Origin of the sequence: Streptomyces sp. NBC_00667 (genome assembly GCF_036226825.1) — a bacterium.
GTDB lineage: Bacteria > Actinomycetota > Actinomycetes > Streptomycetales > Streptomycetaceae > Streptomyces.
In genome coordinates, this window is sequence record NZ_CP109022.1 from 981,964 (window position 1) to 1,006,973 (window position 25,010).

The window sequence follows — 25,010 nt, forward strand, 5'->3', positions numbered from 1 at the left end:
GGTCACCGGCTCTACTTCCGCATGAGGGCGGGCTCGTGCCGCCGCAGCAGCCGGGCGACCAGCAGCCCGAACAGCACGGACAGCGCCACCAGCATCCCGACGTCGAGCAGCCACACCCCGGCGGAGTGGGCGAACAGCGGGTCGTCGGTGATCTTGCCGGGCACGATCGCGCCGAGGCCGATGGTGCCCGCCATGGCGCCGAGCGCCCAGCGGGAGGGAACCAGCCAGGCCAGTTGCTGGATCACCGGTACGCCGTCCAGCCGGAGCAGGGCCCCGCAGAAGACCACCTGCACGATGGCGAGGAGGACCAGCAGCGGCATGGTGACCTCCTCCTTCCTGACCAGCGCGGAGATCAGCAGGCCGAGCATCATCGCGGTGAACGACAGCAGCGCGACGGCGATCGTGATCTCCACGAGCGGGGGCAGGAAGACCCCTTTGCCGCCGGGCGCGTTGGTCCCCACCCCGAGGAGCGCCACCAGCGTCAGCACCACGGCCTGTGCGACGGTGACCGTGCCCAGGACCACCACTTTCGACATCAGGTAGGCGGAGCGGGAGAGCCCCACGGCGCGCTCGCGCCGGTAGATGGTCCGCTCCTTGACGAGTTCGCGCACCGCGTTGGCGGCGCCGGTGAGCACGCCGCCCACGCTCAGGATGAGCAGGGCGTTGATGGCCGTCTCCTGGGTGAGGGAGCGGCCGGCCAGGGCGCGGGCCATCGCGCCCATCACGAACGGCAGGGCGACCATGACGGCGAGGAAGGTGCGGTCGGCGCTGAGCGCGGCCGCGTAGCGCCGCACCAGGGTCGACAGCTGCGCTCCCCAGCTCTGCGCCTTGGGCGGCGCGGCGGCATATCCGGCCGGCCCGCCGGGGGCGCCGTTCGCGGCGAGCGGGTGGCCGGGGACCTGGACGTACTTGCGGTACGGGGTCGAGGAGCGGTACTCGCCCGCCCAGTCCCGGTCCTGCTGGTTCTCGAAGGCTTCGAAGGCCTGCGGCCACTCCTCGAAGCCGAAGAAGCCGAGGGTCTCTCCGGGCGGTCCGAAGTAGGCGACACGGCCGCCGGGGGCGAGGACCAGCAGCCGGTCGCAGCCTTCCAGGCTGAGCACGCTGTGGGTGACCACGATCACGGTCCGGCCGTCGTCGGCGAGGCTGCGCAGCATCTTCATGACGGAGCGGTCCATGCCGGGGTCGAGTCCGGAGGTCGGCTCGTCGAGGAAGAGCAGGGAGGGCTTCGTCAGCAGTTCCAGCGCGACGGAGACCCGTTTGCGCTGGCCGCCGGAGAGGGTGTGGATGGGCTGGTCGGCGCGCTGCGCGAGACCGAGTTCCCGGATCACCTCGTCCACCCGGGCCTGCCGCTCCGCCTTGGCGGTGTCCTGCGGGAAGCGCAGTTCGGCGGCGTAGGTCAGGGCGCGGCGGACGGTGAGCTGGGCGTGCAGGATGTCGTCCTGCGGGACGAGGCCGATGCGGCTGCGCAGCTCGGCGTAGTCGCGGTAGAGGTCGCGTCCGTCGTAGAGGACGGTGCCGTGGTCGGCGGGGCGCAGCCCGGTGAGCGCGCCGAGCAGCGTCGACTTGCCGGCGCCGCTGGGGCCGACGACCGCGAGGAGGCACTTGGCGCCGACGGGGAAGGAGACGTGGTCGAGCAGGACCTTGCGGCCGCGGTCGACGGCGACGGCGAGGTCCTGGACGTCGAGGGTGATCTCGCCGGTGTCCACGTACTCCTGGAGCTGGTCGCCGACGAGGCAGAAGGCGCTGTGTCCGATGCCGACGATGTCGCCGTCGGCGACGCGCGCCCGGTCGACGGGGACGCCGTTGAGGTAGGTGCCGTTGTGGCTGGCGAGGTCGGCGATCTCGTAGGTGCCGTCGGGCAGGGCGCGCAGTTCGGCGTGGTGGCGCGAGACGACGAGGTCGTCGACGACGAGGTCGTTGTCGGGGGCCCGGCCGATGCGGACGGTGCGCGCGGGTCGCGGCCGCACGGAGGTGGGCCGGTGGAAGGTGGCGGACCGGCCGGGGTCCGAGACGGAGGACGGGCGGCCCGGCGTGCGCCGGGGGGCGGCGCCGAGGAGGACGGCGCGGGGGCCGTCCTCGGCGCTGCCGAAGCGCAGTTCGCTGCCGGGTCCGACGCTCCACTCGTGCACGCGGTGGCCGTCGGCCCAGGTGCCGTTGGTGCTGCCCTCGTCCTCGACCGTCCAGTGGTCGCCGTCGGGGCGCAGGACCGCGTGGTGCCAGGAGACGCGGGCGTCGTCGAGGCAGATCTCGCAGAGGGGGTCGCGTCCGACGTGGTAGGTCCGGCCCGGGCTGATCGGGGTCGAGCCCCGGGCGGTCTCCAGCACGAGTTCGGGTGCGGCCGGCGCACCGGGTCGCGAGGCCATGGTCAGATTTTCCCACGATCCGACCGGCGCGGCATAGCCGCAGGTCAGCGGCCCGTTATGGGTAATGACAACGGTCCCCGTTGCAGCCTTTGCCGATGCACGGAAGGTGCGTTTCACTTGCGGCGTCGAAACCGAACAAACGGGGGACGCCATGACCGGGCACGAGCACGGACACGAGCACGACCACGCCGGGGATTCCGGGCACGGCGGCCACGCCGGGCACAGCCACGGTGTGGCCGCGGACGCCGACCGGCGCTGGCTGGCGATCGCCCTCGGCCTGATCGGCGGCTTCATGGCCGTCGAGGTGGTCATCGGCGTCCTGGCCCACTCCCTGGCACTGATCTCCGACGCCGCGCACATGCTGACCGACGCGGTCTCGATCGTGCTCGCGCTGATCGCCATGCGGCTCGCCGCCCGCCCGGCGCGCGGCGGCTTCACGTACGGCCTCAAGCGGGCGGAGATACTTTCCGCCCAGGCGAACGGGCTGACGCTGCTGCTGCTGGCGGTGTGGCTGGCGTACGAGGCGGTGCGGCGGCTGATCGATCCGCCGCCGGTGGAGGGCGGTCCGGTCCTGGTGACGGCGCTGGCGGGCATCGTCGTCAATGTGGCGGCGGCCTGGTGCATCTCGAAGGCGAACCGGAACTCCCTGGCCGTCGAGGGCGCCTACCAGCACATCCTGAACGACCTGTTCGCCTTCATCGGGACCGCGGTGGCCGGTCTGATCGTGCTGACCACCGGTTTCCGCCAGGCCGACTCGATCGCCTCGCTGGTCGTGGTGGTGCTGATGGTCAAGGCGGGCTACGGCCTGGTCCGCGAGTCGGGCCGGATCTTCCTGGAGGCCGCTCCGGCGCACATGGACCCGGACGCGGTCGGCGACCGGCTCGCCGGGCACCCGCCGGTGACCGAAGTGCACGACCTGCACATCTGGACGATCACCTCCGGCCAGGCGGCACTCTCCGCGCACGTGCTGGTCGAACCGGCCGGTGACTGCCACGCCGTCCGGCGGGACCTGGAGCGGCTGCTGGCCAAGGAGTACGGGGTCACGCACACCACCCTCCAGGTGGACCACGTCGCGGAGGCCCTGCTCTCGGTCGGCCGGGCCGGCGAGGACCCCGAGCCCGGCGACCCGCACTGCGCGGACGCGCACGGCCCGGTCCACCGGGCCGGCCCGCACGATCACTGACGGACCGCGCGGCGGGGCATACATGAGCGCATGACGCAAAAGCGCAGCGCCGGCCTGCTGCTGTTCCGCGGGGCCGGCGCCGGGGTCGAGGTACTGCTGGGCCACATGGGCGGCCCCCTGTGGGAGCGGCGCGACGCGGGGGGCTGGGCGATCCCCAAGGGGGAGTACGGCCCGGACGAGACACCGCTGGACGCGGCCCGCCGCGAGTTCACCGAGGAGATCGGCCTCCCGCCGCCGGAAGGCCCGTACCTGCCGCTCGGGGAGATCCGGATGGCGGGCGGGAAGCTGGTGACGATCTGGGCGGTACGCGCCGACCTCGATCCGGCGCTGATGGTGCCCGGCACCTTCACCATGGAGTGGCCTCCGCACTCGGGCCGGCGGGCCGAGTTCCCGGAACTGGACCGGGTGGCCTGGTTCACTCCCCCGGTGGCCAGGAACAAGTTGATCCCAGGTCAAGTCCCCTTCCTGGAACGCCTGTTGGCGCTTTCAGAGGGTTGACCCGACCTTGACTTGCCAACAAACCCCGCGCGCATGGACATTGCACATATGACGAACGTCGTGCTGGTGGGAACCCTGGACACCAAGGGTGTCGAGTACGGCTGGCTGCGCGAGAGGCTGCTGCGCGCCGGCGTCGAAGTGATCACGGTCGACACAGGAATCATGGGCGAGCCCCGAATACCCGCGCAGGTACCGCGTGAAGCGGTCGCACGGGCGGCGGGAACGGAACTGGAGCAACTGCGGGCGGCGGGCGACCGGGGCGCCGCCGTCACCGCCATGGCCGAGGGCGCCGAGGCGACGCTGTTGCGCCTGCACGCGGAGGGCCGGCTCCACGGGGTCCTCGCGATCGGCGGCAGCGGCGGGACCTCCCTCGCCACCCGGGCGATGCGCGCACTGCCACTGGGCGTACCGAAGCTGATGGTCTCCTCCATGGCCTCCGGCGACGTGGCCCCGTACGTGGGATCAGCGGACATCACGATGATGTACAGCGTCGTGGACATAGCGGGGATCAACAGCGTCTCCGCCCCGGTGCTGGCCAATGCGGTGGAGGCCATCGCCGGCATGGCCAAGGGGTACGCCCGGGCCGCGCTGGAGCGCCGCCGCCCGGGCCGGCCGGGGGCGGGCTCACCGCCGCTGGTCGCCGCGAGCATGGCGGGCGTCACCACGGCCGGCGTGGACGCGGCCCGGGAGCGGCTGACCGAACTCGGCTACGAGGTGCTGGTGTTCCACATCAGCGGCAGCGGCGGCCGCACCCTGGAGAAACTGGCCGGCCAGGGGGTGTTCGCCGGCGTCCTCGACCTCACCCTCGGCGAGCTCGCCGACGACATGTGCGGGGGCATCCTCACCGCCGGCCCCGACCGCCTCAGCGCGGCCGGCCGGGCCGGGGTCCCGCAGGTGGTGAGCCTCGGCGCGCTGGACATGGTGAAGTTCGGCCCGCTCGAGACCCTGCCCGAACGGGTCCGCTACCGCCGGGTCCGCGTCCACAACCCGTCGATCACCGTCATCCGTACGACCGCGGCCGAGTGCGCGGAACTCGGCCGCCGGGTCGCCGCGAAGCTCCGGGCGGCGACCGGCCCGACGGAAGTGTGCGTCCCACTGCGCGGACTGTCGACGCTGGGCGCGCCCGGCGGCCCCTACCATGACCCCGGCGCGGACCGGGCCCTGTTCACGGCGCTGCGCGACGGATTGCGGGGCAGCGCCGCCCTGCTGCACGACTACGACACCCACATCAACGATCCGTCCTTCGGACGGGCCGCGGCGGAGCGGCTGCACGCCCTGATCGGAGCGGAACGGGCCGCGGCGTGACGAGCTGACCCACCCGCCCGGGCCCTGCTTCGAAACACCCCCTGCGGCAGGGAACCGGCCATGGCGAAAACCGTGTCCCAGGGGGTGCCGGCCGCACGGACCGGCGCTGGGACACGGTGGGGCCATGGAGGGGGAACGATGAACGACGCGTGGACGGTTCCCGGGTACACGCCGGTCCGGGAACTGGGTGCGGGCGGGAGCGGCCGGGTGGTGCTGGCGGTCCACGAGGCCACGGGCACGCCGGTCGCGGTGAAGTACCTCAGCGAACGGCTGCGCGACGACCCCGCCTTCGTCCGGGAGTTCCGGGCGGAGGCCCGGCTCCTCGGCGGACTGCGCTCCCCGCACGTGGTGGCGTTCTACGAGTACTGCGAGTACACGCAAGGGCCCGGCGGCGCCGCCATCGTGATGGAACTCGTCGACGGGATCTCACTGCGCGCCCTGCTCAAGCAGTCCGGCGCGGGCACGGAGCCGGAGGCCGCCCTGGTACTGCTCAAGGGCTCGCTGCTGGGGCTGGCCGCCGCGCACCGCGAGGGGGTGGTGCACCGGGACTACAAACCGGAGAACGTACTGGTCGGTGCGGACGGTTCCTCGAAACTGGTGGACTTCGGGATCGCGACCGGACGCGGGGCCACCCCGGGCGTCGCGGGCACGCCGGCGTACATGGCGCCCGAGCAGTGGCAGGGCCGGCCGGCCTCCCCCGCGGCCGACGTGTACGCGGCGACGGCGACGTTCTTCGAGTGCGTGACCGGACACAAGCCATTCCCCGGGACGAACTTCGCGGAGCTGGCGGTCCAGCACGTGGAGGCCCCGGTACCGGAGACCGAGGCGCCCGAGCCGGTGCGCCCGCTGATCCGCCGGGGCCTGGCCAAGGCGCCGGAGCAGCGGCCGGAGAACGCCGAGGCGTTCGTGGCGGAGCTGGAGGAGGTGGCGCTGGCGGGGTACGGGCCGCACTGGGAGGAGCGCGGGCAGCGCAAACTGGCGGCCCTGGCGGCGCTGCTGCCCCTGCTGTTCCCGTCGGCGGGAGCCGCCGCGGCCGGCACCACGGCGCTCGCGACGACCGTGCTGCCGCCCACGCCGGCGAGCTGGGCGCCCGGGCGGCGCGGAGCGCTGGCGGCGGCCGCCGTGGTGGTGATCGGGGCGATGCTGCTGTTCACGTACGAGGCCGTCGCCGGGGAGTCCGGCGGCGCGGCCACGCTGAGCGCGTTCGCGACGTCGAGCGCCGGGCCGCCCGGTGGTGGCGGGCCCGGGCCGGGCGCCCCGGTGTCCGCGACGCCCTCGGCGTCGGCGTCGCCCTCGCCGTCCGTGTCCGTCTCCCCCACGGCCTCGGCTTCGCCGTCGGTGACACCGAGCCCGACGCCCACTCCGACTCCCACACCGACGCCGACACCGACGCCAACACCGACGAAGCCGACCCCCACCGTGAAGCCGAGTCCGTCGGTCACCGTCTCCGGGGTGAAGGCCACGCTGCTGACCAGCCCGAGCACCGGACAGGTGAGCGTCTCTCTGGATGTGAAGGGGGGACCGGCGACGGTGGTGCTGGAGTGGTTCCTCGGCAACGGCGACTCCGACCTGCGCGTCGCCGACGGCACGGACTCCGTCGCGGTCCAGGCCGGGGCGGCGACCGTGGACAGGGCCCACGCTTTCACCCGCAGGGCGGGCTGCTACCTGAGCGTCCGCGTCACCACGACGCCCTCGTCCGGCAGCGTCACCGTCTCGAAGCTGATCCCCAGGTGCCAGGAGCCGCCGCGATGAGCGATCCCCACGCCCCCGAGGGCGACGACTACAGCGCCACGGTCCTCGGCACCCACTGGTTCAGCGGCCCGCCCGAGCAGCCGGACGGCACCGGACGGCCGGACTTCCCCACCCCTCGGCATGACAACACCCGGCAGCACGACACGCCTGCGCTCGACACCCGCAGGCTCGACACGCCCGTGCTCGACACGCCGCAGACCGTCCCCGGCGCCGCCCCCGACCGGGTCGACGGGCCGGTGCTGCGGTTCGGCCCCGGCGTCACGGCGGCGATGCCCGCGCCGTTCCCGGTGACGGTGCCTGCCGCGGTTCCGGGCCGCCGCCCGGGGCAGTGGCGGCGCTACACCCTGGCCGCCGTGGTCCTGGCCGGGGTCCTCGCCTACCTGGGCTGGCAGCGGTTCGGTCCCGCCCTCGCGGTCCGGGACGTAGCGGTGACCACCGACCCCAAGGGGCCGGGCTGTGATGCGGCCGCGGACGTGCTGGCCGTCGTACGGACCAACGGGCGCCCGGGCACACTCACCTACCACTGGGAGCGCAGCGACGGCACCCGCTCGGAGCAGCTGACGGAGCGGGTACCGAGCGGACGCAAGGAGGCCCGGCTGCACCTGCTGTGGACCTTCCAGGGAGTCGGCACCTACGCCGCGCGCGCCGAGCTCCGGCTCGACTCGCCCGGGCAGCGCGCCGGGGCCGTCGGGTTCACCTACCGCTGTCGGGCATAGGGGATGTCCTTGCGCGGGTGGGCCCGCGGCCGCTCGGGGAGGAGCGGCCGCGGGCCGACCTGGCCGGCCTGTCCGTGGCAGGCACGTCTGTGAGGCCCCTGTGCGTCCGTGGCGAACGGGCGGCCGGGCGGGTCAGAAGCGGGCGTGCGCCGTGATGTCCGCCGCGAACTCCCCCGTCATCGCCGGGGTCACCGTCGGCCTGCACTGCGCGACCGCCGCCAGGTAGTCACCGGTGCCCGCGCCCAGTTGTGCGGCGCCTGCGCCCCGCGCGCCCACCGCCTCGAGGTCCCGCTCGAAGGACACCTGCGCCGCGATGCGCGCCGCGTGCTCGATGTCCGCCGGGGTGAACAGTTCGGTCGCCTCCACCAGCGCCGCCACGTCGACGTCCGGGCGCCCGGACGTGTACCGGGACCAGATCGCGGCGCGCGCCCCGGCGTCCGGGGTGCCGATCGGGATCAGGTAGTCGAAACGCCCCGGCCGCAGGAAGGCGGGGTCCAGGGAGCGGATGGAGTTGGTGGCGCAGACCAGCAGCCGCTCGTCGCCCTCCCGGAAGCCGGGTATCAGCTTGAGCAGCTCGTTCGTGACCCCGTGGATGCCGCCGGGTTGCGCGGGCTCGGTCCGTACGGGCGCGATCTCCTCGACCTCGTCGATGAAGACGAGGACCCGCTCCAGCTCGGCGATCCGGGCGAAGGCGTCGCGCAGCGCGGCCGCCAGGTTGCCCTCGTCGGCGAGGCGGGAGGGCAGCAGCTCCACGAAGGGCCAGCCCAGGCGGGAGGCGATGGCGCGGGCGAAGGTGGTCTTGCCGGTCCCGGGCGGCCCGAAGAGGGTGATCGCGCGCGGCGGCCGCACCCCGTGCGCGGCTGCCCGTTCGGGCTCGGCGAGCGGGAGGACCACGCGGCGCTCGATGAGGTCCTTCTCCTTCTCCATCCCGGCGACCTTGCCCCACAGGTCATTGGGGAGGAAGCGGCCGCCGAGGTCGTCGAGGAGACCGGCGGCCGGCCCGTGCAACGGTTCGGTCTTCTCGAAGTAGGCGACGGCCGGCTGGCGCGTGTATCCGGCGTTGAGCAGGCCCTCGCCGAGCAGGTCCTCCTCGGGCAGGACGTAGGCGATCCGCCCGACGCGGGCGGCGATGAGCCGCCGCTCCAGTTCGACGAGCAGCGCGCTGGCCAGCCCGCGGCCCCGCCAGCCCGCGGCGATCGCGATGCGCATCACCCAGGCGCGTTCGCCGGTGACGCAGGCGAGGGCCGCGCCGATCGGGACGCCCTGGTGGACGGCGACCACACAGGGCTGCCGGTCGGTGAGCGCGCCGATGCACTCGGCGAGCGAGAACACGGACTCCTGGCCGAGCTCCGCCGTGGTGTCGATCAAGTGGACGACAGCGGCGAGATCGCTCTCGCGGTAGTCGTGGATCAGCCAGTTCACCGGGTACCGCCCCTCGTTCGTGCTCCTGCGGCGAGGCTAGGGGCGTCCGGGCCCCGCGCTCACGCTCCGCGGTGCACAACACCGGCCCCGGAAACCGTCCGCGTCGTCCATAGACTCGCGCTTCCCGGTCCGAAGGCCGTTGCCTCCCCTGCCGAGGATTCGCGCCTCTCCGCCGGAGGACCCACGCCTTCCGACCGCGGCGCATGCCGGAAATGGGTGCCGTTTCCGCACTTCCGAGACGTCCGGTCCGGGATTCACAGCGGATTCTTATGGAATCGGGGGCTGTGGCCACAGGCTCGCTGGGCAGGCTCAGGTGCATGATCCGCCGCATGCTCCCCAGACAGGCCGCCCCCGTCGGCTCCTCCCGCGTCCGGCGGGCGTCCCGGGTCCTGCTCGCGCTGGCGGCGATGGCCGCGCTGCTGAGCGTCGATCTGCCGGACGCCGGGGCCGCCCCGCCGCTCGGCGTCACCGCGCAGGCGGAGCCCGGCACGGCCGTCGACCGGGTGGGCGCCCTGTTCGCGGGAGGGCTGGACGGGGGCCACTTCTGCAGCGCCGCCGTGGTGCACAGCGACGACCGGAGCGTGATCGCCACCGCGGCGCACTGCCTGGACAACCCGGACAGCACGGTGTTCGCGCCCGGCTACCGGGACGGCAAGGCCCCGTACGGGCTGTGGAAGGTCACCAGCGTGTACGTGTCCCCGCGCTGGACGCAGGGGCGCGACCCGGACGAGGACATCGCCTTCGCTTCGGTCACCCCGGTGACGGGGTCGGGGCAGGTCGAGGACCTGGTGGGCGGCTTCCCGGTGGACCCCGAGCAGCCGGCGGACGTGACGGTGACGGTCGTCGGCTACCCGAGCAGTGACGAGTCGCCGCTGCGCTGCACCAACGCCACGAGCCTGTTCTCGCCGACGCAGCGCCGCATCGACTGCCCCGACCTCAGCGGTGGCACGAGCGGCAGCCCCTGGCTGGCGAACGGCGCCGTGGCCGGGGTCCTGGGCGGCTACGAGGACGGCGGCCTGGTCCCGGAGGTGTCGTACAGCGCGGTGATGGACGACCAGGCCCTGGAGCTGTACCGCGAGGCGGCGGTCGCGGGCTAGGCCGGCCCCGGAAGAGACGACCTAGGCCCCGTCGGCGGGCCGGAACCAGGTCGGTTCGTCCCGCAGGGCGCGCTGGACGCGCTGCACGGCGAAGGGCTCGAGCGGCGGCAGGGCGTCCGCCGGGAACCAGCCGACTTCCAGCAGCTCGCCGTCGTGCGGCCGGGCCTCGCCGCCCGTGGCACGGCAGCGGAAGGTGATGTCCTGGAACTGGCAGACGTCACCGTTGGGGTAGGTGATCGGTTCGAGCATCTCCACGAGCACGACCCGCTCGGGGACGCAGCGTACGGCCGTCTCCTCGTACACCTCGCGCACCGCCGTGACGGCGGGTTGTTCGCCCGGTTCGGCGATGCCGCCGATCACCGACCACAGGCCGGTGTCGGCGCGCCGGCCGAGCAGGATCCGGTCGCGGTCGTCGACGACGATGGCGGTGACCCCGGGCAGCAGGAGCAGCAGGTGCCCGGCGCCGGCTTCACGGACCGCGCGTATGTAGTCAGGGGTGGTCATGGCCCCGACCCTACGAGACGCCCCGCGCACACCCGCGTCATGCGGCCCGGCGGGCGCGAACCCGGCGGGTCAGCACCCAGCCCAGCCCGCCGGCGGCCGCCAGGAGCAGCGCGTACTCGGGCAGCGGTCCGAGCCTGGTGGCCGGGGTCTGGGTCGAGCGCAGCGGGATTTCGGCGACCAGCGCGTCGGCGGTGAACATCTTCGTCTGCTGGACGACCTCGCCGTCGGGCCGGATGACGGCGCTGACCCCGCTGGTGACGGGGACCAGCACGGTCCGGCTGTGTTCGACGGCCCGGACCCGGTCCATGGCGAGCTGCTGGTAGGTCATCTCGGTCCGGCCGAAGGTGGCGTTGTTGCTCGGTACGGCGATGACCTGGGCGCCGGCCTGGACGGTGGAGCGGACGGCGTCATCGAAGGCCGCTTCGTAGCAGGTGACCATCCCCGCCCGGGTACCGGCCATGTCGAAGACGCCGGGTTCCTTGCCGGGGCCGAAGTCACGGCGTACGCGGTCCACGTCCTTGCTGAAGATCCGGACGAAGGACCGCATCGGCATGCGCTCGCCGAACGGCTGGATCTTGCGCTTGTCGTACGTCGCGGTCGGGCCCTTGACCGGGTCCCAAAGGATCATCGTGTTGCGCAGCGGGCCGGTCGGCGGCTCCAGTACGGAGCCGATGGCGACGGGCACGCCGATCCGCTTGACGGCGTGGTCGATGACGTCGTGGGCGTCCTGCTCGGCGAAGGGGTCGATGTCGGAGGAGTTCTCCGGCCAGACGACGAAGTCGGGCTGCCGGGCGCGGCCGGCCACGACGTCGTCGGCGAGCTGGAGGGTGCGGTTGGCGTGGTTGTCGAGGACGGCGCGGCGCTGGGCGTTGAAGTCGAAGCCGGCGCGGGGGACGTTGCCCTGGATGACCGCGGCCACGGCCGTGCCGTCCTCGGCGGCGTCGGAGACCAGTGGCCGCGCCGCCAGGGCCGCCCCGACGGGCAGGGCGACGGTGAAGGCGGCGAGCGCTGCGGTGGTACGGCGCGGCTGGGCGCGGACGGTGCGCCAGGCCTCGTACAGGCCGAATCCGCACAGGGCGACCGCGAAGGAGAGCAGCGGGGTGCCGCCCAGCGCGGCGAGCGGCAGGAAGAAGCCGTCGGCCTGGCCGAAGGCGAGCTTGCCCCACGGGAAGCCGCCGAAGGGCGCCCGGGCGCGCAGGGCCTCGCCGGCGATCCACAGGGCGGAGGCCCACAGGGCGCGGCCGGGAAGCGTGTCGACGAGGGCGATGCCGAGGCCCGTGAGACCGAAGATCAGCGCTTCGAGGGTGACGAGGGCGATCCAGGGGACGGGGCCGACGCCCTCGCTGGTCCAGACGAGCAGCGGGAGGAGGTAGCCCAGCCCGAAGACGAAGCCGAGGCCGAATCCGGCCCGGGCGCGACGCCCGCGCAGGCAGCCGGCCAGCAGGGCGAGGGCGAGGGGGGCCAGCCACCACAGGGGGCGGGGCGGGAAGCTGAGGTAGAGCAGGACCCCGGCGAGCGCGGCGAGCGCCGCCCGGACCGGCCAGGCGCCCCGGAGGCGGCCGAGGCCGCGGGCGCCGCTCGCCGGTGCGGTGGACTGCGCGGGCTCGTTCCCGGCCGCTCGGGTGACACTGGTGCTCATTTGGCGGAGTGTACGTCCCCTGCGCGCGGCAGTCCTCAGGGACTCAGTGCGCCAGAGCGCGCAGGTGGGTGCGGATGACCCGGACGGCGTTCTCGGCGTCGTCGACCGTGACGGTGAACAGCTTCCCGTCGTCCAGGCGCAGCTCGACGCCCTCACCGCGGCGGACGATGACGGCGGTCCCCCTCTCGGGGCGCCACCGGTAGCCCCATCCGCCCCAGTGCTGGGGGGTGATCTTGGGCACGAACTCGGCGGAGGCCACCTCGGCGAGCCGGATGGTGCGGCGGGGCAGCCCGATGTGGCCGCAGCGCACCTCCACGGCCTGGGAGTCGACGGTGACGGCCACGTGGACGAAGGCGAGGGTGCCGAAGAGGATGAGCAGCCCGGCCGCGAGGCAGCCGATCACGGACATCAGCAGCGGCGCCGTCCCGGAGGTCCAGCCGGGGTCGACGGCGAGTTCGACGCCGAGCGCCAGGCATGCGGCGCCGGCCGCGGCGAGCAGCCACTGCGCGCGGTTGGATGCGCGGCCCGTCCAGAGCGGACCCGGGGGGTGACCCGTCATGTGTGCAGCGTACTCACCTCGCCCGCCCGCGCCCCTCGACACGGCCCTGCCTCCCCCTGCGTGCCTGCCCCGGGAGCAGCCCGACCACGGCATCGCGCAACGCCGGGCGGCGGCCGGTGACGATCCGGTGCAGGGTCCGGGAGGCGAAGGCGACGCGCTGGGCGCTGCCCCGCCGCTCTCCCTCGTACGCCCGTAGGGCGGCGGGGCGCCCCGCCGCCCTGCTGCGGGCAGTGGCCGAACAGTGCCCGGAGCAGTACCGGGCCGTCGCAGCCGCCCTCACGGGAGGCGGGGCGCGCCCCGTGGACCGGGACGGGCTCGCGGCGTTCCCGGCCGTTCTGCTGCGTGATGTCGCCGGGCCGGGGCGTCCGCGCGTCCTGGCGGGCGCGATCCCCCTCGCCGGCCCGCCCCAGACCCTCGCCGCGGCGGGGCTCGACGACCCGGACGCCTTCATGCGCGACCTGCTGTGCAGCCCCGTACCCCGGCGCCACCTCGTGACGGCCCTCCTGGACCGCGCCGTGGGCGGGCGGCGATCCCGGACGAGTGGCGGGGCCGCTGCGCGTGCCACTGCCCGGGTACGCGGGCGGCCGGGGTGCCGGCTCAGCGGCTCGCCGGGGCAGGCCGGGGCTCGGGGGTCAGCTCCAGACGGCGACCCCGGAAGGCGCTGCGGAGCCGCCGGTCGTGGGTGACCAGGACCAGGGTTCCGGTGAAGTCGGCCAGCGCCGCTTCCAGTTCCTCCACCACGGCCGGGGCCAGGTGGTTGGTCGGCTCGTCGAGGAGCAGCACGTCCAGCGGGGCGCTCACCAGCCGGGCCAGTTCCAGCTTGCGGCGCTGTCCCGCGGAAAGGTCCCGGACGGGGCGGGTCAGGTCGGGCGGGGCCAGCAGGCCGAGGGCGGCGACCTGGTCCGCGTACTGCGGGCCGGACAGCTCCGTGACGGAGCGGGCCTCCCGCCCCAGGGGGTCGTCCTGACGCAGCAGGCCGACGCGCGGGGGCGTGCGCACGCAGCCGCGCCCGGGGGTGAGCTCGCCCGCGAGGAGGTGCAGCAGCGTGGACTTCCCCGCCCCGTTGGGCCCCGTGACCAGGAGCCGCTCCCCGGGTTCGAGCCGGAAGGAGGTCGGCGCGAGCCGTCCCGGCACGGCGAGCCCGTCGGCCTCCACCACGCCCGCGGCGCCCGCCGTGAACCGCCCGGTGAAGCGGAGCGGGCTGGGGGGCGGCGGCACCGGGTTCTCGGTCAGCCGGTGCAGGCGTTCGCGGGCGGTCCGGATCCGGCCGGCCGCGCCGTGGGTGCGCGAGCGGGCCCGGAACGCGCCGGCCCCGCTGAAACCGCGCGGGAGTTTGCGCGGGATCGCGGCGAAGCGGCCGATGTTGGTGTCGGCGAGGCGTTGCGCGTCCCGGATCTGCTCGCGCCACTGCTCGTACTGCCGCTCCCAGCGGGCGCGTTCGGCGGCGCGGCCGGTCAGGAACCCGGCGTACCCGTTGCCGTACCGGCGTACGGTGCGGCGGTCCTGGTCGACTTCCAGGATGGCGGTGGTGACGCGGTCCAGGAAGAGCCGGTCGTGGGTGACGGCGACGACGGTGCCGCGGTGGGCGCGCAGGTGGTCTTCCAGCCAGCCGACGGCTTCGTCGTCGAGGTCGTTGGTCGGCTCGTCCAGCAGGAGCAGCTCCGGTTCGGCGGCCAGGGTCGCGGCGAGGGCCAGGCGTGAGCGCTGCCCGCCGGAGAGGGTGCCGAGCCGCCGGTCCGGATCGGGCGCGGTGCGCTCGCCGAGCCGGCGCAGGGTGGTCGCCACGCGCCGTTCGGCGTCGGGGCCGCCGCGGGACTCGTAGGCGGTGAGGAGGTCGGCGTACGCGGCGAGTTCCTCGGGGCCGGCCTGCCGGAGCCCTGCTTCGGCGGTGCGGATCCGGCGCTCCAGCTCGCGCAGTTCGGCGAGCGCGAGGCCGATCGCGTCGCGGACGCGGGCGGTCGGGGGCAGGTCGAGGGTCTGGGCGAGGTGGCCGACCCCGCCGGGCGCGGTGACGGTGACCTGTCCGTGGTCGGGGCGCTCGCGGCCGGCGAGGAGCCGGAGCAGCGTGGACTTGCCGGAGCCGTTGTCGCCGACGACGCCGACCCGCTCACCGGGCCGGACCGTGAGGCTGACGCGGTCCAGTACCACCCGGGCGTCGTAGGCCTTCGTGACCTCGGACAGGACGATCTGGGTGGAGGCGAGTGGGGCGGGAGTACGCAAGGGCGATTCCTCCATGGGGCGGGGCGGGCCGCTGTGGATCCGTTCGGAGACCGACAAGCGACACGAGACGTATCGTCTCGTTCTATCCTCCACCCTACCCACGGGCCATCGGGAAGGCGACTCGATATGTCCCTCGGCGGAAGGGGTCCCGGAGCTACGCCACCGGGTTCTCGACCAAGGTGACCCGATTGCCGTCGGGGTCGTGGACGGCGGCGAACCGCACCTTCTCGGCGCCCGGCTGGACCTCCCCCGCGGCGATGCCGCGACCGGCCAGCTCGTCAAGCGCCTGGTCCAGGTCGTCCACGACGAGGTTGAGCAGGGTCGTCCCGGCGTGCTCGGGCGACCGGAAGACCTGCACCCAGGCGGACGGGGAAACGTGCCAGTCGGCGAGGCCGTCCATCGGCCGCGCATCGGCCGGCCTGCCCATGAGGCGCTCGTACCAGAGCACGGCGGATTCGAAGTCACTCACCGGGGCCACGGCGAGTACGTGGGTGAAAAACATGTCCTGCCGCCCTTCGCTGCGGGAATTGCCGTCTGTCTGTCGACTCTCCCCGGACCGGGAACTCATCGGCGACGCGGCACGCCGTGCGCCCGGGCCCGGCCCGTCCCCACACCGGCACGGCCCCGGACCGGCCCCGGGTCAGTGCGCGAGGGGCGCGCCCTCGGCGAGCAGGCGGCCTTCGGCGTATCCGAGGGCGGCGGCGGGCAAGGGGCCCTGCCGCCCGCCGAGCAGCACGGTCAGGCCGCCGGTCCGGGGCAGGTCCGGCTCGGGGCGGGCGCCGATGCGGCGCAGCGCCTGTACGGCGACCGCCTCGGCGGAGCCGTGGAAGACGAGCTCGGCGCCGCCGGTCCGCTCGGCGAGGGCGGCCCGGATCGGCGTCTCGACCAGCTCGTAGTGGGTGCAGCCGAGTACGACGTCGGTGACGTCGGCCGGGGTCAGCGCGGCGGCCGCGGCGACGGCCCGCACGACGGCGTCCTCGTTCCCGCGCTCGACGGCGTCCGCGAGGCCGGGGCAGGGCACCTCGGTGACCTGGGCTCCGGCGGCGAACGCTTCGATCAGCCCGCGCTGGTACGGGCTGCCGGTGGTGGCGGGAGTCGCCCAGATCGCGACCCGGCCGCCCGAAGCCGCGGCCGGCTTGATCGCGGGGACGGTCCCGATGACCGGGATGGCCGGCTCCAGCGCCGCGCGGAGCGCGGGCAGGCTGTGGACCGAGGCGGTGTTGCAGGCGACGACCAGGGCGTCCGGACGGTGCTCGGCGGCCGCCCGGGCGACGCCGAGGGCCCGCCCGGTGAGGTCGGCGGGAGTACGCGGCCCCCAGGGCATCCCCTCGGGGTCACACGACAGCAGCAGATCGGCGTCGGGCCGCAGCCGTCGCATCGCGGCGGCCGCCGCGAGGAGGCCGATTCCGGAGTCCATGAGGGCGATCTTCACCTGGTCACCTTAATCGACGCGGCCCTCCGCCTCCGCGACGCCGCCCGCACCGGCGCCCGGCGGCCCGCACTTACCGGCCCCTCCCGGCCCGCAGGTACCGGTTCCTTCCGACCGGCGACCGCCCCGCGACCCGCACCTCGAAGCAGCGCCCCACCTGCCCCGCCCGGATCCCCGCACCGCCGACGGCACCCCGCACGCGGCGACCCGGCGCGCAGGTACCGATGCCCGGATGGGCGGGTGCGCCACCCGGCGCGCACGTACGGATGCGTGGATGCGCGACACGGCCCCTCCCGTTCGGCACACTGCGCCCATGGGCATCCTCCTCGCCGCCGCCTGTGCCTCCCTCGCCGCCTGGCTCTGGCTCACTCTCGCCCAGGGCATGTTCTGGCGCACCGACGTCCGCCTCCCCCCGCGCACCGCCCCCGCCCGCTGGCCTTCCGTCGCCATCGTCGTCCCGGCCAGGGACGAGGCGGAGGTGCTCCCCCGCAGCCTCCCCTCGCTCCTCGCCCAGGACTACCCCGGCGCCGCCGAGGTGATCCTGGTCGACGACGGCAGTACGGACGGCACCTCCGAACTCGCCCGGCGCCTGGCCGGGGAACTCCCGGGGCTGCCCCTGACCGTCGTCTCCCCCGGCGCCCCCGAGCCCGGCTGGACCGGAAAGCTCTGGGCCCTGCGGCACGGCATCGCGCACGCCCGTACCGCCCGCCCCACCGAACCGGAGTACCTGCTGCTCACCGACGCCGACATCGCGCACGAGCCGGACAGCCTGCGCGAGCTCGTCGCCGCCGCGACCTCCGCCCGCCTCGATCTCGTCTCGCTGATGGCCCGGCTGCGGGTGGCCACGTTCTGGGAGCGGCTCGTCGTACCGGCCTTCGTGTACTTCTTCGCGCAGTTGTACCCCTTCCGCCGGATCAACCGCCCGGGCGGGCGGACCGCGGCCGCCGCCGGCGGCTGTGTGCTCCTTCGTACGGAGGCCGCCGTCCGCGCCGGGGTGCCCGACTCGATCCGGCAGGCCGTGATCGACGACGTCTCCCTCGCCCGCGCCGTCCGGCGCTCCGGTGGCCGGATCTGGCTCGGGCTGGCGGAGCGGGTGGACAGCGTGCGCCCGTACCCGGCGCTGGGCGACCTGTGGCGGATGGTCTCGCGGAGCGCCTACGCCCAACTGCGCCACCAACCGCTGCTGCTGGCGGGGACGGTGGCCGGGCTCGTGCTCGTCTACCTCGTGCCGCCGGCCGCCCTGTTCGCCGGGCTCTTGCTGGACCGCCCGCCCGTCGCCTGGGCGGGGGGCCTGGCCTGGCTGCTGATGGCCGGAACCTATCTGCCGATGCTGCGGTACTACCGTCAGCCCGCCGCCCTCGCGCCGCTGCTTCCGTTCACGGCGCTGCTCTACCTCCTGATGACCGTCGATTCGGCCGTCCTGCACTACCGCGGCCGCGGCGGCGCCTGGAAGGGCCGTACCTACGCCCGGCCCAGCGACGCCTGACCCCTCTCGGACCGGCTGAAGGAGCGTCATACGAGGTCAGGCCGCAGAAGCGCGCGTGGTGACGCTGCGTCAAGGCCAAGTACGTGCAACCCCCAACCGGTGGGTACGAGTAGGAACAAGATGGGGTGGAAGTCGCGAATCGTGCACGTGAACGTGAAGTGAAAGCTGTGGCCCTGACCTGGGAATATGCAGGTCAGGGCGGGGTTGACGGCACCTTGCTATGGACCCCGTGAAGCCGTGGGCTTAACTTAGGTCCCATGACCTCCCCCCGCTCCACTTATGGCGGCGGTTACTACTCCGCGCCCTCCTTCCCGGACACCCCCATCTACGATTCCCTCGTCGCCGAACGCGGCACTCCGCAGATCGCCCCGATCCGCGTTCCGGCCGCCTACGACACCCCCGGTTCCGGTTATTCGAGCGGTGGGTACCTGCCGGCCCTCCCGTCCGCCCTGCCCGCCCTCCCGGCGGCGCCCTCGATGCCCCAGCAGCAGAGCGCCCCGGCGTACGGGTACCCCTACCAGCAGCAGGCCGCCCCGCAGATGCAGATGCCCGTGCCGCTGCAGAACGCACCCGCGCCGTACGTGCCCCAGCAGCAGCCGGTCGGCGCCCGCGCCGGGTACGCCCCCCAGCCGCAGCAGCCCCGGCCGGTCCCGACCGGCGCCGGGTACGAGGCGATGCGCCCGGCCGCCCCGCGCCCGATGCAGGCGCCCGTGCAGGCCCCCTCGTACGAGGACCCGTACGGCCGCCCCTACCAGGGGCGCGGCTACTAGGTGTATTGACCCGCAGCGTTGTTCACTCGGCTGATGGGCGGCTTGCCGTCCAGTGCGGTGTGGCAGCGGTGGTGGTTGTAGGTGTGGAGGAAGTCTGCCAGGGCCGCTGTCCGCTCGTTGTTCGATTGGTAGGGCCGTAGGTAGGCCCATTCGTCGAGGAGGGTGCGGTTGAAGCGTTCGACTTTGCCGTTGGTCTGCGGCCGGTAGGGCCTGGTCTTCTTGTGGGTGATGCCGGCCGCGGCCAGGGTCTGGGTGAACTGCTTGGACTTGTAGCAGGAGCCGTTGTCGGTCAGGACGCGTTCAACGGTGATCCCGTGGGCGGTGAAGAACGCCTGGGCTCGCTGCCAGAAGGCGACGGCCGTCTGCTTGCGTTCGTCGGTGAGGACCTCGCTGTAGGCCAGGCGGGAGTGGTCGTCGACGGCGGAGTGGATGTAGCTGTAGCCGATGACCGGCGTGGAGCTTTTGCGCTGGTCGGTGGTGGCTTGGCGGTTGCGGTCGCCTGCCGCCCGGCCCACCACGCGCCATCCGCCGCCTTCGGGGATGTTCCCGAGCTTCTTGATGTCGACGTGGACCAGTTCGCCCGGTCGGGCCCGTTCGTAGCGGCGGATCGGCTGGCCGGTGGGCCGGTCCAGCCAGGCCAGCCGGTTCAGGCCGTGGCGGGCCAGGATCCGGTGGACGGTGGAGGCGGGCAGGCCCAGGACCGGGCCGATGCGGGCCGGCCCGAGCTTGCGGCTTCGGCGCAGGTCACAGACGCGGGCCTCGATCGTCGCGGGGGTGCGGTGCGGGGTCGTACGCGGCCTGCTGGAACGGTCGTGCAGGCCGCCCTCGCCTTCGGCCCGCCAGCGGCGGACCCATTTGTGGGCGGTGGGCCGGGATATGCCCATCTCGGCGGCCACGTGGGCGACCGGCCGCCCGGCCAGAACCCGCTCGACCAGGATCCGCCTGCCGTGAACCGTCAGCCGGGCATTACGGTGGGACACGAAGACCTCCGTGTGTGGTGTGGAGCCTAGACACCTCCACCACACCGGAGGTCTTCGCCATGATCAAGACCCGGCTCTGTTAACAACGCTCGTGATCAATACAACTAGGCCGCGGCCGACGGAGCACGGCCGCGGCGGCTGACCCCCGCGCGGCCCTGTGGGAAGAGGTGCCGGGTGCCGCGGGGGCGGCTACTGGCAAACTGCACTCATGTCGAACCTGTACGTCCAGTCGCTCCACGTCTACCCCGTCAAGTCGATGGCGGGGATCGCACCCGCCGAAATGGCCGTGGAGCCCTGGGGGCTCTCCGGTGACCGCCGGTGGGCCGTGATCGACATCGAGGGCGCGGTCATCACCCAACGCCAGCAGGCCCGCCTGGCGTTGGCATCTGCACGTCCGCTGGAGGACGGCCGGGTGGCGCTTTCGGCGCCGGGCGCGGCGGATCTGGTCGTGGAGGTGCCGGAGCCGGGTCCGCTGGAGCCGGTCGTCCTGTTCGGTAAGAAGATCGAGACCGTGGTCGCGTCGACGGCCGCGGCCGACTGGCTCTCCGCGTACCTCGGCCTTCCCGCCCGTCTCGTGTACCTGGACGATCCCTCCGTACGCCGCCCCGTGGACCCGGACTACGCACTGCCGGGCGAGACGGTGAGCCTCGCGGACGCCTATCCGCTGCTGGTCACGACCCTCGCTTCGCTGGACGCCCTCAACGCGCTGATAGCCGAGGGCAGCCACCCGGAGGAGGGGCCGCTGCCGATGGACCGCTTCCGCCCGAGCCTGGTCGTGGCCGGCGCCGAGGCGTGGGCCGAGGACGGCTGGCGGCGCATCGCCATCGGGGACGCCGTGTTCCGCGGGGTGCGCGAGTGCGGACGGTGCATCGTCACGACCACCGACCAGTCGACCGCGGAACGCGGCAAGGAACCGTTGAAGACGCTGGCCAGGCACCGGCGGATCGGGAAGTCGCTGGCGTTCGGCCGGCAGGTGGTGCCGGTGACGCTGGGAACGGTGCGCGTGGGCGACGAGGTCCGCGTTCTGGAATAACACCTTCGAGGGGCTCCGCCCGCCCGCCGGAACCAGCGGGCACCACGGCGCCGTTGGATCATTCGAGACGTGCGGGCAAGGGCACGGACGGGGCACGGGGGAACGTGCTCCGGACGGGGCCCTGGGCCGGGTGCGCATGTCTCTCGCGTTCCGGCATGCGCGTCCGCCGGGCATGCGGGAAGCTGGGACGGGAGCAGGCGGAGGCGAGGGGGTGCCGGACCGTGTGGACAGCAGTGGGTGTGTGGCGTTGGCGGCGCAATCCGCTGCGCCGCAGAACTGATCTTTTCGAAGCGTGGCTGGCGCTTGCCGCGGCGGTGTGCGTCCTGGTGATCGCACCGGCCGTAGGCTGGCTCGCGGGCGCGAGGGTGGACGATACGCTGCAGCGCGCCGTGCACGAGCAGCGGCAGGAGCGGTACCTCGTCCCGGCGGTGGTGCTCCGGCCGGCCCAGGCCACGCCCGGGGGCGGCGTCGCCGCCGACAAGTCGGCGGGGCCGCAGACACCGCAGCGGACCCGGATCCTCGCCTCGTGGACGGCGCCGGACGGCAGCATCCACCAGGGGACGGTTCCGGCCGCCGAGGAACCGCCCAGGGCCGGTGACCGGTTCCGGATATGGACGGACACCAGCGGCCGGCTCGTGGGGCAGCCGCTCGCGGCGTCCGCCGCCTCGTTCCACGCCGTGATGGCCGGCCTGGCCGCCGCCCTGGGCGTGGCCGCGCTGGTGGAGACGGTCCGGCGGCTGATCGTACGGCGGCTCATGCACCGGCGGTACATACGCCTGGACCGGGCGTGGGCGGCGGTCGGGCCGGATTGGGGCCGGGCGGACGCGGGCAGCTGACCTGGCAACCCACCAGCCCCGCGCGCGCTACGGTGGACCGGGCAGGCCGGCCGCCGGGCGACTCCGGCGGTGACTGCCGCACGCGAGGACGAGGGTGGGGGGCACGACAGCACCATGGCTCAGGGCACGGTCCAGGTGACACACGGCGGGGCTTCGCGCTGGCGGCGCCGCTCCGGTGAGTACGCGACACTGACCGCCGCGCTCGCCGTCGCCGGCGACGGGGACGTCCTGTCGATCGCGCCCGGCACCTACCGGGAGAACCTGGTACTGCGCCACGCCGTCACCCTCCGTGGACCCGAGGGCGCGGTCGGATCCGTGCGCATCGCCCCGCCCGACGGCGTCGCCCTGACCGTGAGCGCCTCGGCCGTGGTGCAGGACCTGTACCTGGAGGGCCAGGACCGGACGGCGCCCGCGCTGCTCGTCGAGGACGGCTCGCCCGAACTCACCGACCTGCGGGTCAGCACCCGTTCGTCGGCCGGCATCGAGGTCCGCGGCGCCGGGGCCAGGCCGCTGGTGCGCCGGTGCACGGTCGAGAACCCGGCCGGGGTGGGCATCGCCGTACTCGACGGCGGCGGCGGTGTGTTCGAGGAGTGCGAGGTCGTGGCGGCCGGGCAGAGCGGCATCTCGGTGCGGGGCGGCCACCCGCGCCTGGAGCGCTGCCGCATCCACCACGCCACGGGCGCGGGCATCGCCGTCACCGGGGAGGGCTCCGGTCTGGAGGCGCTGGGGTGCGAGGTGTACGAGGTCAAGGGCACCGGCGTGCAGATAGCGGCGCGGGCCGCCGCCCGGCTCACCGACTGCGCGGTGCACCGTACGTCGGCCGACGGGGTCACCCTCGACACCGACGCCGTCCTCACCCTGGCCGGCTGCGACATCCACGACGTCCCGGAGAACGCGGTGGACCTCCGCTCGCGTTCGGTGCTCACGCTGAGCCGCACCACCGTGCGCCGGTTCGGCCGCAACGGCCTGTCGGTCTGGGATCCGGGGACCCGGGTGGACGCCCGGTCCTGCGAGATCCACGACAGCACGGGTGACTATCCGGCGGTGTGGATCAGCGACGGGGCCACGGCCTCGCTGGACTCCTGCCGGGTGCACGACGTACCGGACGCGCTGTTCGTCCTGGACCGCGGCTCCCGCGCGGACGTGGTGGACAGTGACCTGTCGCAGGTGCGGAACACGGCCGTCTCGGTGAGCGACGGGGCCACCGCGCAGCTGGACGACTGCCGGATCCGGGAGGCGGCGACCGGGGCCTGGTTCCGCGACCACGGCAGCGGCGGCACCCTCGCCAACTGCTCCATCGACTCCGTCCAGACGGGCGTGATCGTCACCAAGGGGGCCGACCCGGTCCTGGACCGCTGCGTGGTCACCTCCCCCGCCGAGGCAGGTTTCTACGTCTCGGCGGGCGGCCGCGGCACGTTCACCGCGTGCCGGGTGAGCGGCAGCTCCGGCTTCGGCTTCCATGTGATCGACGGCAGCCGCACCTCGCTGGCCAAGTGCCACACCGAGCGCTGCGCGCGCGGCGGCTACGAGTTCGCGGAGGACGGCCCGGTGGCGGAGGGCTGCACCAGCGACGAGTCCGGGCCGCGCCTCGCCGCCCAGTCGGCGGCCGCCGGCGGCCTGGCCCGCGAGCGCGCCGGGATCCGTACGGTGACGGCCGCGCAGAGCCCCGCACCGGGAGCAGTCGGCGTACCGCCGCCGCGTCCCGCCGACGAGCCGGACCCCGACGCCGCTCCGGCCCGGGGCTCCGGCGAGGTGCTGGGCCAGCTCGACGCGCTGGTGGGCCTGGACAGCGTCAAGCGTGAAGTGCGCGCCCTCACCGACATGATCGAGGTGGGCCGCAGGCGGCAGCAGGCGGGCCTCAAGGCGGCGTCGGTGCGCCGGCACCTGGTCTTTACCGGCTCCCCGGGCACCGGCAAGACCACCGTCGCCCGGCTGTACGGGGAGATCCTCGCCTCCCTCGGGGTCCTGGAGCGGGGCCACCTGGTCGAGGTGTCCCGGGTGGACCTCGTCGGCGAGCACATCGGGTCCACGGCGATCCGTACGCAGGAAGCGTTCGAACGGGCGCGGGGCGGTGTGCTGTTCATCGACGAGGCGTACGCCCTGGCGCCGGAGGATTCGGGGCGCGACTTCGGGCGCGAGGCGATCGACACGCTGGTGAAGCTGATGGAGGACCACCGGGACGCGGTGGTGGTGATCGTCGCCGGGTACACGGCGGAGATGGAGCGGTTCCTGACCGTCAACCCCGGTGTGGCGTCCCGCTTCTCCCGGACCATCACCTTCGGCGACTACGGGCCGCAGGAGCTGTTGCGCATCGTGGAGCAGCAGGCGGAGGAGCACGAGTACCGGCTGGGCGAGGGCACCGCGAAGGCGCTGCTGTCGTACTTCACGGAGCTCCCCAAGGGCCCCGCCTTCGGCAACGGCCGCACCGCCCGCCAGACCTTCGAGTCCATGGTCGAGCGCCACGCCGGACGTGTGGCGCAGCTGAGCGACCCGGGCACGGACGAGCTCACCCTGCTGTTCCCGGAGGACCTGCCGGCGCTCCCGGCCGGCTCGGCGGCGGGCCCCTGAGGAGCCTCCCCGGACGACCCGGAGACATCTGACGGGCCGGCGGGTAGGGTGCGGCGTTCCGCTCCGTCTCTCTCCAGGGGGTAACCCGATGGCTCGCCGACTCCGGGCAGTGGAGCTGGACTTCGCCGGGACGGCGCCGGTCCGGCTGGTCTTCACGGCGCGCGTGACACAGCCGCCGGCGCCGGTCTACCGGGCGCTCGCCGAGCAGGTGGCGGACTGGCCGACCTGGTTCAGGGCGGTCACCCTGGCCCGCCCGACGCACGGCGGTGCGGGCCGTGAGATCGGGTTGGTGGGCGGAGTCCGGTTCCGGGAGACCGTCATGGCGGCGGAGCCGGGACGGTGCTACGCGTACCGGGTGGACGAGACCAACGTCCCCGGTCTGCGGGCGCTGCTGGAGGAGTGGCGGCTGAGCCCGTCCGGTTCCGGGACGCGGATCCGGTGGACCTTCGCGGCGGACGGACCGGCCCCGCTCCGGTTCGCCCTCGCCGCGGCCCGCCCCGGGCTCGGGCACTCGTTCCGCTCGGCGGTCGGAGCCCTCGACGCCCGCCTGATCGCCCGGAACCGGCCACCGGCCTGACCTAGCCCGGGCCGGGCGCGCACGCCCCCTCACCGCCCGTCTCACCGCCCGGGGTCGGCCACCGGCCTGACCG

Annotated in this window: 21 protein-coding genes; 12 read left to right on the top strand and 9 right to left on the bottom strand. The window is 74.0% G+C overall.

The genetic code is table 11. The annotated features are described in order from the left end of the window. Nucleotides 1–11 precede the first annotated feature (11 nt). Nucleotides 12–2,363: an FHA domain-containing protein gene (locus OHA81_RS04755; RefSeq protein WP_329193070.1), complete on the bottom strand. Its 2,352-nt coding sequence runs from the start codon at nt 2,361–2,363 to the stop codon at nt 12–14. Nucleotides 2,364–2,514: 151 nt separating this feature from the next. Between OHA81_RS04755 and OHA81_RS04760 the strand changes: the two genes are divergently transcribed. From OHA81_RS04760 to OHA81_RS04780, 5 genes are all read left to right on the top strand, one after another. Then, nucleotides 2,515–3,546 carry a cation diffusion facilitator family transporter gene (locus tag OHA81_RS04760; protein ID WP_329193072.1) on the top strand — a complete coding sequence of 344 codons (1,032 nt, stop codon included), beginning with the start codon at nt 2,515–2,517 and terminating at the stop codon, nt 3,544–3,546. A gap of 30 nt (nt 3,547–3,576) precedes the next feature. Further along, nucleotides 3,577–4,044 (top strand): NUDIX domain-containing protein, encoded by a 468-nt coding sequence (locus OHA81_RS04765; RefSeq protein WP_329193074.1) that lies wholly within the window; start codon nt 3,577–3,579, stop codon nt 4,042–4,044. Between the two features lie 48 nt (nt 4,045–4,092). Further along, complete coding sequence (locus OHA81_RS04770; RefSeq protein WP_329193076.1) at nt 4,093–5,349, top strand: Tm-1-like ATP-binding domain-containing protein; 1,257 nt, start codon at nt 4,093–4,095, stop codon at nt 5,347–5,349. A gap of 138 nt (nt 5,350–5,487) precedes the next feature. Continuing rightward, complete coding sequence (locus OHA81_RS04775; protein ID WP_329193078.1) at nt 5,488–7,101, top strand: serine/threonine-protein kinase; 1,614 nt, start codon at nt 5,488–5,490, stop codon at nt 7,099–7,101. Next, nucleotides 7,098–7,817, top strand: coding sequence for a hypothetical protein (locus OHA81_RS04780; RefSeq protein ID WP_329193080.1), 720 nt, complete (start codon nt 7,098–7,100; stop codon nt 7,815–7,817). Before OHA81_RS04775 ends, OHA81_RS04780 begins: the two co-directional genes overlap by 4 nt. 132 nt (nt 7,818–7,949) lie before the next feature. Here the strand turns inward: OHA81_RS04780 and OHA81_RS04785 are convergent, their stop codons facing one another. After that, complete coding sequence (locus OHA81_RS04785; RefSeq protein ID WP_329193082.1) at nt 7,950–9,239, bottom strand: ATP-binding protein; 1,290 nt, start codon at nt 9,237–9,239, stop codon at nt 7,950–7,952. Between the two features lie 329 nt (nt 9,240–9,568). On the opposite strand from OHA81_RS04785, the gene OHA81_RS04790 reads away from it, so the two are divergent. Then, nucleotides 9,569–10,336: a trypsin-like serine peptidase gene (locus OHA81_RS04790; protein WP_329193084.1), complete on the top strand. Its 768-nt coding sequence runs from the start codon at nt 9,569–9,571 to the stop codon at nt 10,334–10,336. Nucleotides 10,337–10,357: 21 nt separating this feature from the next. On the opposite strand, the gene OHA81_RS04795 is transcribed toward OHA81_RS04790, so the two are convergent. From OHA81_RS04795 to OHA81_RS04820, 6 genes are all read right to left on the bottom strand, one after another. Then, the gene (locus tag OHA81_RS04795; protein WP_329193086.1) at nt 10,358–10,840 is read right to left on the bottom strand and encodes an NUDIX hydrolase; all 483 of its coding nucleotides are present in this window, start codon (nt 10,838–10,840) and stop codon (nt 10,358–10,360) included. 37 nt (nt 10,841–10,877) lie between these two features. Beyond that, complete coding sequence (lnt, locus tag OHA81_RS04800; protein WP_329193087.1) at nt 10,878–12,479, bottom strand: apolipoprotein N-acyltransferase; 1,602 nt, start codon at nt 12,477–12,479, stop codon at nt 10,878–10,880. A 43-nt stretch (nt 12,480–12,522) separates the two neighbouring features. Further along, nucleotides 12,523–13,038, bottom strand: a complete 516-nt coding sequence (locus OHA81_RS04805; protein WP_329193089.1) for a hypothetical protein — start codon at nt 13,036–13,038, stop codon at nt 12,523–12,525. Between the two features lie 597 nt (nt 13,039–13,635). After that, nucleotides 13,636–15,273 (bottom strand): ribosomal protection-like ABC-F family protein, encoded by a 1,638-nt coding sequence (gene abc-f / locus OHA81_RS04810; protein WP_329201989.1) that lies wholly within the window; start codon nt 15,271–15,273, stop codon nt 13,636–13,638. 139 nt (nt 15,274–15,412) lie between these two features. Beyond that, a complete protein-coding gene (locus OHA81_RS04815; protein ID WP_329193090.1) occupies nt 15,413–15,760 on the bottom strand; it encodes a VOC family protein in 348 nt (115 codons plus the stop codon). A gap of 138 nt (nt 15,761–15,898) precedes the next feature. Then, nucleotides 15,899–16,690, bottom strand: a complete 792-nt coding sequence (locus tag OHA81_RS04820; RefSeq protein WP_329193091.1) for a glutamate racemase — start codon at nt 16,688–16,690, stop codon at nt 15,899–15,901. Nucleotides 16,691–17,000: 310 nt separating this feature from the next. Here OHA81_RS04820 and OHA81_RS04825 point away from each other — a divergent pair, with 310 nt between their 5' ends. Both OHA81_RS04825 and OHA81_RS04830 read left to right on the top strand, forming a co-directional pair. Beyond that, entirely contained in the window at nt 17,001–18,173 is a 1,173-nt protein-coding gene (locus OHA81_RS04825) for a glycosyltransferase (RefSeq protein ID WP_329193092.1), read from the top strand. Nucleotides 18,174–18,430: 257 nt separating this feature from the next. Further along, nucleotides 18,431–18,943 carry a DUF6643 family protein gene (locus tag OHA81_RS04830; protein WP_329193094.1) on the top strand — a complete coding sequence of 171 codons (513 nt, stop codon included), beginning with the start codon at nt 18,431–18,433 and terminating at the stop codon, nt 18,941–18,943. On the opposite strand, the gene OHA81_RS04835 is transcribed toward OHA81_RS04830, so the two are convergent. Then, nucleotides 18,940–19,923, bottom strand: a complete 984-nt coding sequence (locus tag OHA81_RS04835) for an IS481 family transposase (protein WP_329192635.1) — start codon at nt 19,921–19,923, stop codon at nt 18,940–18,942. The two genes, OHA81_RS04830 and OHA81_RS04835, sit on opposite strands and share 4 nt — an antisense overlap. A gap of 208 nt (nt 19,924–20,131) precedes the next feature. Here OHA81_RS04835 and OHA81_RS04840 point away from each other — a divergent pair, with 208 nt between their 5' ends. The 4 genes from OHA81_RS04840 to OHA81_RS04855 all read left to right on the top strand — a co-directional run bounded on the left by OHA81_RS04840 (nt 20,132) and on the right by OHA81_RS04855 (nt 24,937). Beyond that, nucleotides 20,132–20,956 carry an MOSC domain-containing protein gene (locus OHA81_RS04840; RefSeq protein WP_329193096.1) on the top strand — a complete coding sequence of 275 codons (825 nt, stop codon included), beginning with the start codon at nt 20,132–20,134 and terminating at the stop codon, nt 20,954–20,956. 155 nt (nt 20,957–21,111) lie between these two features. After that, a complete protein-coding gene (locus tag OHA81_RS04845; protein WP_443056441.1) occupies nt 21,112–21,792 on the top strand; it encodes an Rv1733c family protein in 681 nt (226 codons plus the stop codon). 114 nt (nt 21,793–21,906) lie between these two features. Then, entirely contained in the window at nt 21,907–24,360 is a 2,454-nt protein-coding gene (locus tag OHA81_RS04850) for a right-handed parallel beta-helix repeat-containing protein (protein WP_329193100.1), read from the top strand. An 88-nt stretch (nt 24,361–24,448) separates the two neighbouring features. Further along, entirely contained in the window at nt 24,449–24,937 is a 489-nt protein-coding gene (locus OHA81_RS04855; protein ID WP_329193102.1) for an SRPBCC family protein, read from the top strand. The last annotated feature ends 73 nt before the right edge of the window (nt 24,938–25,010 follow it).